2 protein-coding genes are annotated in these 1455 nt (G+C 65.4%); one reads left to right on the forward strand and one right to left on the reverse strand.

Annotation, left to right across the window (positions count from 1 at the left end; genetic code table 11):
* The coding region (locus JYJ84_RS36595; protein ID WP_205190292.1) for an FAD-binding oxidoreductase at positions 1 to 413 on the reverse strand (413 nt) is incomplete at its 3' end.
* A 224-nt stretch (positions 414 to 637) separates the two neighbouring features.
* Here JYJ84_RS36595 and JYJ84_RS36600 point away from each other — a divergent pair.
* On the forward strand, positions 638 to 1455 hold an 818-nt coding region (locus JYJ84_RS36600), incomplete at its 3' end, for a helix-turn-helix domain-containing protein (RefSeq protein WP_205190293.1).

Here is a 1455-nt window from a genome sequence, read left to right on the forward strand (position 1 = left end):
GCGCGCGTCAGCGTCCGCGTGTCGAGCCCGTGCTCACGCGCGACGGCGAGCCACGCGTTGAACGACGCCCAGTCCGTTTCGTTGTCCGCAATATAAAGACAGCCGCCCTGCCGCCATTCGAGATCAAAACCGAGGATTTCCTCTAGCCCCTCCCAGATCCGCATGCCGGCCATCATCAGTGGCACCTCGGCCGCTTCGCGGCCCTGCTGCCGCACGAAGCCCCACGCACGGGTCGACTGCTGTCCCGCGATGCGTGACTTGTCGAGCACGACGGCCTTCAGGCCGCGCAAGCCCAGGTAATACGCAGCGGCGCAGCCCATGATGCCGGCACCCGCGATCACGACGTCGGCTTCTGCCGGGAATGGCGTGCCGGCGAGGGTCAGGGCATCGTGCAGCGGATAAGTTGTCGTCATTGTTTCCTGTCAGGCGTTAATGCATCCGGATACGGACCGCGGTGGTAACGTCGTGACACACCTTTCACACAAACGCATCTTTCACGACGCTGAATACCGACCATTTTGCGGTAAAGTTATCTTTTCCGCGCGTGGCCGGTCGGCTCGCCCCTGGACGTCTTGAAGACTGTCCGTCGAGACTGCCGAAAGGCGTCGTTCTGAACGTCACGATCCGTTCCCGTAGCATGACCACTGAAGCAATCACCACGGATTCCCTCGCGGTTGCCGAGCGCGTGCGCGAGCTGATGACCCGCAACGGCATCGGCAAGCGCCAGCAGACCACCGAGCTGTGCCGCATCCTCGACCTGAGTTTCTCGCAAGGCCATCGCAAACTGCGCGGCAGCAGCCCCTGGACGCTCGCGCAGATCAAGAAAGTCGCCGAAGCCTACGGCGAACCCGCCGCCCAGCTGTTCGGCGCGCAGACGCTCGACCCCGGCATGGTCGGCGCCTATTCGCAGGAAGCCGTCCTTTACGCGGGCGTCGCCGAGATTCCGTGCACCGCATGGATCGGCGCGCCGCTCGAAGCCGGCGCACGCCCCGAGTTCGTCGCGTATGAACAAAACGGCCGCTGGCGCGTGCTGCGCCACTCCGGCGTGCTGTACCAGAACGCGTACGACGTGCACAAGATCGAGATCTATCCGCGCCGCGCGGAGAGCGACAAGCTCGTCGTCGCGGTGATCGACCCCGATCGCGTCAGCGCGACCGAGCTGTGCCGCTATCTCGAACGCCAGGGTTTCGCGACGGCCGCATTCGACGGCCTCGCGCCGTTCGTCGACGCGCTTCAGGGCCAGGCATTCGACGCGGTCCTGACCGAATGGCTGTTCGACGACAGCACCGCCGCCACCGCGATCAAGGCGGTGCGCACGTCCGACAACCCGGGTGCGCCGATCTTCGTGCTGACGGGCGACCTGCTCACCGGCCGCGCGAGCGAGGCCGACATCAGCGAAGTGATCCGCGCGTTCGACGTGGTCTGCTACGAAAAGCCCGCGCGCATGGCGATCCT

Origin of the sequence: Burkholderia sp. LMG 13014, from assembly GCF_905232215.1 — a bacterium.
Taxonomy (GTDB): Bacteria; Pseudomonadota; Gammaproteobacteria; order Burkholderiales; family Burkholderiaceae; genus Burkholderia.